Origin of the sequence: Micromonospora rosaria (assembly GCF_001567585.1) — a bacterium.
Classification (GTDB): Bacteria; Actinomycetota; Actinomycetes; order Mycobacteriales; family Micromonosporaceae; genus Micromonospora; species Micromonospora rosaria.
This window is the reverse complement of sequence record NZ_LRQV01000194.1, coordinates 1-9,984: the sequence shown is the minus strand read 5'-3', so window position 1 is coordinate 9,984 and position 9,984 is coordinate 1. Positions and strand designations below refer to the sequence as shown.

Below are 9,984 nucleotides of genomic sequence, written 5' to 3'. Positions count from 1 at the left end.
AGGAAGGGGGGCGTGGGGTGGGTCAGGGGGTGGAGTGGGGGCAGCAGGGTGGGGTGGGTGGGGTGGAGGTGAGGCGGACGTTGTCGAGGACGACGGTGTCGGCGTGCTCCATCAGCAGCGGGGACCAGCCACGCTGGGCGGTACCGGTCGTCGTGCCGGGCTTGTCGTGCAGCCGCCGGAGGACGGTGTCCCGGATCGCGGTGTCGACGTACTCCAGCCGGCTGACCAGGCCGTCGACCTCGCTGCGGCCCCAGCCGGCGACCCGTACCCCGTACAGCGGGCCGGTCCAGGTGACGCACACGTCGCGGATCTCGATCCGTTCGCAGATCCGCGCCTGCGGGTCCCGGTGGAACCGGTCGGTGTTGTCGCCGGCGAGCAGCCGGAAGCCCATGTCGACCCCGCGCAGGCAGGCCCCGGCCACCTCGACGTCGTGCACCGCGCTGAGGTAGAACCCCTCGACCGCGTCCCGGACCCGTAGGCCGGACAGGCGTAGCCGGTGCGGGTGGTACGACGGGCCGACGATGGTGTCGACGCTGGCCCCGATCGCGCCCCAGTGCACCGCGACACCGGTGTGGCCGCCGGTGACGGTGACGTCCTCGACCGTCGTGTCCCGGACCGCGCCCATGATCGCCACCGCGTTGGCGGCCCGGTTCGCGCCGTGGTCCACGTGGACCCGGCGGATCTCGATGCCGCCGATCCAGTCCGGGGCGTCGGGGTAGAGGTAGCGCCCGACGGTGAGGCCGGTGCCCCGGTCGCCGTCGTGCTCGCCGGGTCGGCTCGGCGCGGGGCGTAGTCCGAGGTCCAGGAGGGACACCCCGCTGCCGACCACGTGCAGGACGGGCCGGTCCCCCGGCGTCTCGACGGTCAGCCAGGTCACCGGCCCGGCCGAATCCGGGCCGGGTGGGGTGCCACCGACGGTCCAGCCGGCGGGGACGGTCAGGCCGTGGGCGAGCGGGTACGTCCCGGCGGGCAGGAGCAGCGTGCCCCCGGGTGCCGAGTCCAGCGTCTTCTGCAGGTGGGCCCGGTTCAGCTCGGCGTCCGTGCCGAGCGGTACCGGGACGTGCGCGGGGCCCGTCATGCCGGTCCGGCCACGATCCGGCAGCTCAGTTGCCGGGCGGTACGTTCCCGGCGGTGTCCGCCCTGCTCCGTCACGCCGAGCAGCACCGGGCCGGTGCGGTCGCCGGGCAGCCGCAGGTCCAGGCTCTGCGTGCCGCGCCCGGAGACCTGCACCGGGACGGCGGCCCCGCTGGCCAGGTCGACACCGTGGACCGTGAGGTCGTCGGTGCGTACCCGGTCGCCGGTGGCCTCGGCGCTCGCCCGGCCGGCCGCCCGGCGGGCGGTGCGGAGCACCTTGAAGACCGCGCGGGCCGGCTTGCGGCTGGTGTACGACCGGGTCGGGTTGCGGGGCACCGGCGGGGCCGGCGGGACGGTCGAGACGTCGACCCGCAGGGTGTCCGGGCCGTCCGCCGGCAGCACGAGGAACGGGCATCCGGTGCTGGCCGCCGGGGACGGCACCGGCACGGTGGAGGGGAGCGGGTCCAGTTGGATCCGGTCGATCCGCATCCCGATCGCGCTGCTCACCGAGAACCGTCCGGCCGCCCACTCCGGCAGGTCGACGCGGGGTTCGCTCATCTCCACCAGGAGCAGGTCGTCGTCGCCGAGTTCGTCGGCGGCGAGCGGGAACACCACCGTCTCCCGGCTGCCCCCGGCCCGCAGCCAGCCCTGCTTGCGGGCCAGCACGGCGGCTCCCCGGATCCGCCCCTGCGAGCTGAGCACGACCAGGCGGGGCCGTTCCGGCTGGTTCGGGTCGGGTTTGACCCGGCTGCCCCACCACCGGGTACCGGCGTCGTCGAGTTGCAGGCTCACCGCCACCCGCAGCGGTCGGTGGGCCGGCCGTACCTTGAGCCCGACGGTGGCCGGGTCACCCACCGCGCGCCCGATGATCTGGTGGCCGCGCACCATCTGGTCGACCACGCAGACCGTGGGCTCCTGCCCGCCGGTGACCACGGCGGGCAGGTCGCCGACCGGGTGCGGGACGTCGAAGTCGGTGGTGAACCAGGTGCCGACCGGCATCAGCGCGCCCCCGTCGGCAGGGCCGGGTCGGTGCCCGCCGCCGACGGCGGGGACCCGATGGTCGCGGTCGGGCCGACGGCCGTCGCCCGGCCCGGGGGTGCGGCGGCGAACGACGGGGCGGCCGGCGGCGCGGCCAGGTCGGTCCGGGTCAGCATCGGCTCCCGGTTGTGCCACATCCGCTCCACCGCCGGGTAGAGCGGGTCGGCGTCGCTCTCGATGTGCCGGAACGCGGCCCCCATCGACTTGAGCAGGTGGGTGGCGGGCCAGACGTCCCACTGCGGCACCAGCGGGGTGACCAGGTCGCTGCCGCTGCGGTACAGCCAGAGCCAGAGCCGGGCCCGGCGGACCTGCTCCTCGGTGACCGTCAACTCGCCCCGGTGCGCCGCCACGATCGACTCGTCCAGGGTCCGCCAGTACTCGTCGGCGTCCTCGACGACCGTGGAGATCCCGCAGGAACTCCACTCGGAGTGCCCGGCCTGGATCACCGGGATGCCGTACGCGGGCAGTTCGTTGCTGACGCTGCCGCGCACGGTGACGCCGAGGTCGACGAGGCTCCACAGGGCGTTCTTGCTGAGCTTGGCGCTCGGGTGGAAGGCGATGTGCCGGTGCCGCCTGTGCTCCTGGGCGACCGAGGCGAAGAACCCGGTCGAGTCGTACAGCGCCTGGCTGGGGTGGTCCAGGAAGAGCCACTGGGCGTCGGTGCGGCGGGCCGCGTACGCGGCGGTGTCGGCGAACCAGTCGGCGAGGCTCGGGAAGAGTTCCTTGTTGGTGCCGAGCGCGTCGGAGACGGCGTGGTTGAAGACCGCGATCACCGGCTTGGCCGGGTCGAAGCCGAACCGGGCGGCGACGTGGCCACGCAGCCGGTCCCGCTCGGCCGGGTTGCTCAGGTCGACGGCGGCGGTGACCCCGCCCCGCCACCAGCTCGGGCGACCCAGGTTGACCTTGGCCCGCCAGGCGATCAGCTCGGCGGCGGAGCGCAGGTCGTCGCGGCGGGGCCAGAGCCGCTCCTCGAAGACCTGGCCGATCTGCCGGGTCAACTCGGCCCGGAAGGTGCCGGTGCCGCTGTCGTGCTCGGGGAAGAGACCGTACGCCTTGAGGCAGCCGGTCTGCTGGGTGTGGATGACCGGTACCCGGGCCCGGCGGGCCGACTCGACCGACAGCCCCCACTGGTCGTAGTCGACGTGGCTGGTGACCAGCGCGGCGACCGTACCGGTGCGGAACAGGGTCTCGTACAGCGCGGAGAGCCCGGCGCCGAGGTCCCGCCGGCGCCGGTAGTCCGGGCGGGTGGCGTGGTCGGCGGGGAGCCGGGGCACCTTCGCCAGCCGGCAGTACGTCGCGTCGGCGTACGCGGTCAGGGTCTGCTCGTCGAGCGGCGCGGCCACCGCCAGTCGCCGGCCGGCGACGGTGGGCCCGGCGTTCGGGTCCTTGCGGCGCTGTTCCAGCAGGTCGTACACGTCGATGACGTCACTGGCGCCGAAGGCCCGGCTGATCCGCTCCACCAGGGCGACGTCGAAGCCGCTCCACAGCGTGCGTCGCCAGTCCTCCTCGACGCCGGTGAGCACCACCAGGTGCGCCGGCCGGATCCGGCGGATCGCGTTGGCGAAGACCAGGTTGCGCAGGGTGACCCGGATGTCCTGGTGGAACGCCTCGACGACGATCGTCTCGGGGTGGTCCTGCGGTGGCAGGTGCTTCTCCCAGTAGGTCGTCGCCGCATCGAGGAACCACTGCAGCTCCGTGGGTTGCGCCTTGAGCCACACGCTGGCGCCGCCTTTCCGTTCGCCGGGGGTCTTGTCGTTCCTGCCCGGGGGGCCTTGTCGTTCCTGCCCGCGGGCCTTGTCGTTCCTGCCCGGGGTCTCTCCGTGCCGGGTGAGGAACCGGGCGTGACGAGGGCAGGTTGGGTCAGAGAGGTTGTCAAGCTAGCGGCCCCGGGTGACCGGGCAGGAGCCGGAAAGTGACCGGCGCGGGAACGGAACCCGGCCCGCAGATGTGCGGGACACCTCCCCCTTTCCGGTAGCGAAAGGTGTAAAACTTCACGTTTCTCTCAGGACTCTTCCGACGATGAGGGCATCTTGTCCGTCTTCGGAAGGTTTGTGATGAAAGTTAGTCGATGGGCGTTGACCGTCCTGTCCGGCGCGGCGCTGGTCCTCGTCTCCACCAGCGCCCCCTCGGTGGCCGAGCCGGACGGGAACGCCTCGGGCCGGCCCGAGGCTCCGGCGCTGGCGACGCCGAGTGTGGCCCCGGCCGATCCCGGCCTGACCGTCCCGGCAGCGCCCGATCCGGCCGTGCCGGCGGCCCCCGGCGGGACCGCGCCGGACGCCCCCGCGCCCCAACCGACGACGGAGCCGGTACCGGGCGCCGGCCTGTGCCGGGCCGGGACGCCGCCCGACGCCCCGGCCACCACGGAGTACTACGACGGCAACGTACGGCTCGGCCCGGCCGTGCTGCCCACCGCGTCACCGGTCGGCCCGCTGCTCACCGGGTACCAGCGCTTCGGCGGCCTGACCGAGGACGCCTGGGCCGCGGACTTCCTCAACGACGACCGGACGGTGCTGCGGTACCCGCCGTCGAGCGGGTACGTCCTCGGCCCGGACGGGCGGCCGGTCAAGACCACGCAGACCCTGCTGCCCGGGTACCGGCTCGACCGCTTCGGCTCGCCCGGCGGTGGCTTCCTGTCCCCGCTCGGCACCCCGTACAGCTCCCGGGCGCTGCCGCCGCTGAACCTGAACACGCCGGAGAACGCGCCGCTGGCCAACTACCACGTGTACTGCGTGCTCAAGCCGTTCGCCGTCGACACCGGCCCGGTCGCGCCCTGGTTCGCCCAGCCCGGGATGGGCACCCAGTTCCAGCTCAACCCGGCGTACCTGCCGGAGGCCGGCGGGACGTTGACCATCACCTGGCTGCTCAAGCACAAGTTCCTGGTCGAGGAGGATCTCACCGCGGCGGCGGATCTGCCCTGCGTGCCGCGCGCCGTCCCGCAGCAGCAGAACCGCTCGGCGACGACCGCCCCGGTCTGCTGAGATCGGGTGACGACCGAGACCGGGTGACGGGCGCGGGTGACGGGCTGCGGTCACCGGGTCGGAAGGAGGCCGGCGTGGACCGGTACGAGGTACGGGACGCCCTGGCGGCGCACGGGTTGCCCCCGGCCGCCTTCGAGATCGAGGGGGTCCACACACCCGTACCGGCCGTGCCGGACTACTGGTTCCTGCGCCGTGGCCCGGCCGGCGGGTGGGAGGTCGGCGCGTACGAACGTGGCGAGTACGACGTACGCCTGCGCACCGGCAGCGAGGCGGAGGCCTGCGCCTTCCTGTTCCGGGCCCTCACCGGCGACCCGCCGCCCGGCCGGGGCGGGCACGGCGGGTGACGTGCGGCTCGCCGGGCGGGGCACCCGTCGGGGCCGGGTCGGCGGTGCCGGACAATGACGGCGTGACGACGATCCCGAACGTGCTCGCCAACCGGTACGCCTCGCCCGAACTGGTCGCCCTCTGGTCCCCGGAGGAGAAGGTACGGATGGAGCGGCGGCTCTGGCTCGCCGTCCTGCGGGCCCAGCGCGACCTCGGGGTGGCCGTGCCGGAGGGCGTGGTCGAGGCGTACGAGCGGGTCCTCGACGACGTCGACCTCGCCTCGATCGCCGAGCGGGAACGGGTCACCCGGCACGACGTGAAGGCACGGATCGAGGAGTTCAGCGCGCTCGCCGGGCACGAGCACGTGCACAAGGGGATGACCTCCCGGGACCTCACCGAGAACGTGGAGCAGCTCCAGGTCCGCGCCTCGCTGGAGCTGATCCGGGACCGGGTGGTGGCCACGCTGGCCCGGCTCGCCCGACTCGCCGTGGAGCACTCCGACCTGGTGCTCACCGGCCGGTCGCACAACGTCGCCGCGCAGGCCACCACGCTGGGCAAGCGCTTCGCCTCCGCGGCCGAGGAGCTGCTGATCGCGTACGAGCGGCTGGTCGACCTGATCGAGTGGTACCCGCTGCGCGGTGTCAAGGGTCCGGTCGGCACCGCCGCCGACCAGCTCGACCTCTTCGACGGGGACGCCGACAAGGTCGCCGAGCTGGAGCGGCGGGTCGCCGAGCACCTCGGGTTCAGCCGGGTGCTGGACAGCGTCGGCCAGGTGTACCCGCGCTCGATCGACCTGGCGGTGCTCGCCGCGCTCGCCCAGGTGGCCGCCGCCCCGTCGTCGCTGGCGACCACGATCCGGCTGATGGTCGGCCAGGAGCTGGCGACCGAGGGGTTCAAGCCGGGGCAGGTCGGCTCCAGCGCGATGCCGCACAAGATGAACACCCGGTCCTCGGAGCGGGTCAACGGCTTCGCGGTGATCATCCGGGGGTACCTGTCGATGGTCGGCGAGCTGGCCGGGGACCAGTGGAACGAGGGGGACGTCTCCTGCTCGGTGGTCCGCCGGGTGGCCCTGCCGGACGCGTTCTTCGCCGCCGACGGGCTGTTCCAGACCTTCCTCACCGTGCTGGACGAGTTCGGCGCGTACCCGGCGGTGATCAACCGGGAGCTGGAGCGCTTCCTGCCCTTCCTGGCGACCACGAAGATCCTGGTCGCGGCGGTCCGCCGGGGCGTCGGCCGGGAGGTCGCGCACGAGGCGATCAAGGAGCACGCGGTGGCGGTGGCGCTGGACATGCGGGAGAAGGGCGCCGCCGAGAACGACCTCTTCGACCGGCTCGGCGCGGACAGCCGGCTGGGCCTGTCCCGGGCCGAGATTGACAGCCTGGTCGCCGACCGCCGGGCCTTCGTCGGCGCCGCGCCGGCCCAGGTCCAGGCGGTCGCCGACCGCATCGCCCCGATCGTCGCCGCCCACCCGCAGGCCGCCACCTACACCCCGCCGCCCATCCTCTGAGCCGCTGCCCGCTGTCCATTACGGCCGCGCTGCCCGCTGCCGCCCGCTGTCCATTACCGCTGCGCTGCCCGCTGCCGCCGCGCTGCCTGTTGCCGCCGCGCTGCCTGTTGCCGCCGCGCTGCCTGTTGCCGCTGGCCTTCCCGCCGCCGCTCGCCGGCAGCGGGGGGTGAGAAGGGTTCCCTTCTCTACCGGAGGCGTTAACAGGGGGCCCTTCCTTACCCCCGGGGGGGGGGTCGGGGGCGGAGGTGAGGTTCGGCGCGCTCGCCGGCTCCGCGATGGCCCCGGGCCCCTCGGCGATGCTGCCCTCCTGGGCGGTGTCGGCCGCGATCAGCGGCTGGTCGGGGGGCATCACGTCGGGGGTCCGGTCGGCGACGATCACCGCCGTGCCGTACGCGCAGATCTCCATCCAGAGTTCGCCGCAGTCGCGGCTGTCGAAGCGCATCCCCACCACGGCGTTTGCGCCGAGCCGGCGGGCCTCCTCGGCGAGCCGGGCCACCGAGTCGGTACGCCAGCGGGTGAGGTTGTCCGGCGCCATCGGGTCGTACGCGCCGCCCCGGAGGTTCTTCACCCCCTCGCGGTACGGGTTGCGGGTCCGGGCCATCGAGGAGACCACCTCGCCGAGGATCTGGCGGATCTCGTAGCCGGGGAGTTGATCCGTCGTCACGACCAGCACGGTTCGATGCTGACAGAGCGGGCACAGGCGTGTTCGGGAGCCGTGTGCGGCTGGCCGGATGCTGCAAAACCGCGCGGCGCGGACGGTCGGCGTAGGGCCGGCCATCCGCGCCGCCACGGGTCAACCGTGCGTTGCGGCGCTAACCGTCAGACACCGGCCACGGAGGTGATCCAGGCCCGGTTGAACGCGACGCTGCCGTAGTTCTGGATGCTGACGCCGTCGGCGGTGGAGGCGACCCCCACCTGCGCGCCGTTGTAGAACTGCGGGCCGCCCGAGTCGCCGCGCCAGGCGTTGCCGTTGACCGCGGTGCTCCGGATCGCCCGCCCGCCGTACGCGTCGGTGACGTTGGTGCTGGTCACCCGGACGCTGGCGGTCTTCAGGACGGTGGAGGCCGAGCAGCCGCTGTAGCAGGTCATGCCCCAGCCGAAGATCGTGTTGGTGGAGTTGACCGGCGGGTAGGAGCTGGAGAGCGTCACCGGGGTGTTCGTGACCGCGCTCGACAGGCGCAGCAGGGCCAGGTCGTACTGGCCGTAGGTGGCGCTCACCGTGCGGGTGACGCCGCCCGAGGTGCGGTTGACGCTGCCGATCCGGACGGACATGGTGCCGCTGACGCAGTGCCGGGCGGTGAGCACCCACTGCGGGGCGATGACGCTCCCGGAGCAGGTGAACGAGCCGTTGCTGAGCACGGCGGCGGCCCACGGGGCGGACGAGACGGTGCCGCCACCGATGATCGGGTTCGGACCGGCCGGCGCGGCGACGGCACCGGAGGCGGCGCCGAGGACGCCGACCAGCGCCGTGCCGACGACTGCGAGCAGGGTACGGATGCGCATCTGGGGGACTCCTTGCCAGGGGAGGGCACCCGGGGTCACCGGGTGGCCGTGCGGGCCGGCGGGCGGGTACACCTGCCGTCTTGATCGTTATATATCGATGTACCCTAGGTCTCGGCGGCTGTGATGGCAAGGACTCAATCGAGGTTAGTTGATGTAACAATTCGGCGACCCTGGTGACCGGTAAAACTCCTGCTCCGGGTACGTGTCGTAGGTGTTTCGGCGGTTCGCCCGGGTGACCGGCTCCGGTTATGTGGATCACTGCCCGGACTGCTGCCGGCCGGTGCGTCCGAGGACGTATCTGCCAGGTAGGCTGGCTGAGCTCGCCCGTAGTGGGCCGGCACCCAACTGCGTACACAGTCAGGAGTGCCCAGTGCCTCGCGTCGTCGTCGACGTCATGCTCAAGCCCGAGATCCTCGATCCGCAGGGCCAGGCCGTCGCAAACGCGCTGCCCCGGCTCGGCGTCACCGACGTCGCCTCGGTCCGGATCGGCAGGCGAATCGAGATCGAGTTCGCCGGTGAGCCGGACCTGGAGCGGGCCCGCGAGATCGCCGACAAGCTGCTCGCCAACCCGGTCATCGAGGACTTCACCATCCACGCCGTCGAGGCCGACGAGCCCGTGGACGCGCGCCCGTGACCGCCCGGATCGGTGTGGTGACGTTCCCCGGGTCGCTCGACGACGGGGACGCGGCGCGCGCCGTCCGGATCGCCGGGGCCGAGCCGGTCCGGCTCTGGCACGGCGACCCGGACCTGCACGGGGTGGACGGCGTCGTCCTGCCCGGCGGCTTCTCCTACGGCGACTACCTGCGCTGCGGGGCGATCGCCCGGTTCGCCCCGGTGATGGGGACGATCGTGGACGCCGCCCGGGGCGGCCTGCCGGTCCTGGGCATCTGCAACGGGTTCCAGATCCTCTGCGAGGCGCACCTGCTGCCCGGCGCGCTCACCCGTAACCAGCACCTGCACTTCCGTAACCGCGACCAGCGGCTCCAGGTCGCCACGACCGACACCGCCTGGACGAACGCCTTCCAGCCCGACCAGGAGATCCTGATCCCGGTCAAGAACGGCGAGGGCTGCTACGTCGCCGACCCCGCGACGCTGGACCAGCTCGAAGCGGAGGGGCGGGTCGTCGCCCGGTACGTCGGCGGCAACCCGAACGGCTCGCAGCGGGACATCGCCGCGATCACCAACCAGGCCGGCAACGTCGTCGGCATCATGCCGCATCCCGAGCACGCGGTGGAGGCCCTCACCGGCCCCTCCCTGGACGGCCTCGGCTTCTTCACCTCGGTCCTCAAGCACCTGGTGGGGGCGCCGGCGTGACCGGTCACGTCGGGATCAACGGTCGGCTCTACCGCCCGCTGGGCGACCGCGGGCGCAGCGAGGAGAAGTCATGACCACCCATCCGGACCCGGCGGTACGCCAGACCCCGGGCGGATTCCCGGCGGCCCCCACGGAGCCGCCGACGGGCCCCGTGGCGTCCCAGGGCGGTGGCCCGGTGCGCCCCGCCGACGTCGCGCCGCCGCAGGGCCCGCCCACCGTGGGCACCGCCCCGGTACCCGCGCCCGC

At 73.3% G+C, this 9,984-nt stretch carries 9 protein-coding genes and 1 pseudogene; 5 read left to right on the top strand and 5 right to left on the bottom strand.

The window, feature by feature from the left end:
- Positions 1-22: 22 nt before the first annotated feature.
- From AWW66_RS29805 to AWW66_RS29795, 3 genes are read right to left on the bottom strand one after another with little or no spacing between them, the layout of a single operon-like run.
- Positions 23-1,078, bottom strand: a complete 1,056-nt coding sequence (locus AWW66_RS29805) for a right-handed parallel beta-helix repeat-containing protein (RefSeq protein WP_067373416.1) — start codon at positions 1,076-1,078, stop codon at positions 23-25.
- On the bottom strand, positions 1,075-2,073 hold the full coding sequence (locus AWW66_RS29800) for a hypothetical protein (RefSeq protein WP_067373413.1): 999 nt from the start codon (positions 2,071-2,073) through the stop codon (positions 1,075-1,077). Before AWW66_RS29800 ends, AWW66_RS29805 begins: the two co-directional genes overlap by 4 nt.
- Positions 2,073-3,830, bottom strand: coding sequence for a hypothetical protein (locus AWW66_RS29795; RefSeq protein ID WP_067373411.1), 1,758 nt, complete (start codon positions 3,828-3,830; stop codon positions 2,073-2,075). Before AWW66_RS29795 ends, AWW66_RS29800 begins: the two co-directional genes overlap by 1 nt.
- Positions 3,831-4,166: 336 nt before the next feature.
- Here AWW66_RS29795 and AWW66_RS29790 point away from each other — a divergent pair, with 336 nt between their 5' ends.
- From AWW66_RS29790 to purB, 3 genes are all read left to right on the top strand, one after another.
- The gene (locus AWW66_RS29790; RefSeq protein WP_083979161.1) at positions 4,167-5,090 is read left to right on the top strand and encodes a TNT domain-containing protein; all 924 of its coding nucleotides are present in this window, start codon (positions 4,167-4,169) and stop codon (positions 5,088-5,090) included.
- A 74-nt stretch (positions 5,091-5,164) separates the two neighbouring features.
- Positions 5,165-5,434, top strand: a complete 270-nt coding sequence (locus tag AWW66_RS29785) for a hypothetical protein (RefSeq protein ID WP_067373419.1) — start codon at positions 5,165-5,167, stop codon at positions 5,432-5,434.
- Positions 5,435-5,496: 62 nt separating this feature from the next.
- Positions 5,497-6,921: an adenylosuccinate lyase gene (gene purB, locus AWW66_RS29780; protein WP_067373406.1), complete on the top strand. Its 1,425-nt coding sequence runs from the start codon at positions 5,497-5,499 to the stop codon at positions 6,919-6,921.
- A gap of 226 nt (positions 6,922-7,147) precedes the next feature.
- On the opposite strand, the pseudogene AWW66_RS33160 reads toward purB, so the two are convergent.
- Positions 7,148-7,699 (bottom strand): annotated as a pseudogene (locus tag AWW66_RS33160) (YbjQ family protein); the annotation flags it as partial.
- A gap of 41 nt (positions 7,700-7,740) precedes the next feature.
- Entirely contained in the window at positions 7,741-8,424 is a 684-nt protein-coding gene (locus AWW66_RS29770) for a S1 family peptidase (RefSeq protein WP_067373398.1), read from the bottom strand.
- Between the two features lie 370 nt (positions 8,425-8,794).
- On the opposite strand from AWW66_RS29770, the gene purS reads away from it, so the two are divergent.
- Both purS and purQ read left to right on the top strand, forming a co-directional pair.
- On the top strand, positions 8,795-9,058 hold the full coding sequence (gene purS / locus AWW66_RS29765) for a phosphoribosylformylglycinamidine synthase subunit PurS (protein ID WP_067373395.1): 264 nt from the start codon (positions 8,795-8,797) through the stop codon (positions 9,056-9,058).
- Positions 9,055-9,738, top strand: coding sequence for a phosphoribosylformylglycinamidine synthase subunit PurQ (purQ, locus tag AWW66_RS29760; RefSeq protein ID WP_067373392.1), 684 nt, complete (start codon positions 9,055-9,057; stop codon positions 9,736-9,738). The genes purS and purQ overlap by 4 nt, the downstream gene beginning before the upstream one ends.
- Positions 9,739-9,984: the final 246 nt, after the last annotated feature.

Bases quoted from the DNA above. Each gene is read 5' to 3' on its own strand.
- AWW66_RS29805 (WP_067373416.1), bottom strand. From the start codon at position 1,078: ATGACGGGCCCCGCGCACGTCCCGGTACCGCTCGGCACGGACGCCGAG.
- AWW66_RS29800 (WP_067373413.1), bottom strand. From the start codon at position 2,073: ATGCCGGTCGGCACCTGGTTCACCACCGACTTCGACGTCCCGCACCCG.
- AWW66_RS29790 (WP_083979161.1), top strand. From the start codon at position 4,167: ATGAAAGTTAGTCGATGGGCGTTGACCGTCCTGTCCGGCGCGGCGCTG.
- AWW66_RS29770 (WP_067373398.1), bottom strand. From the start codon at position 8,424: ATGCGCATCCGTACCCTGCTCGCAGTCGTCGGCACGGCGCTGGTCGGC.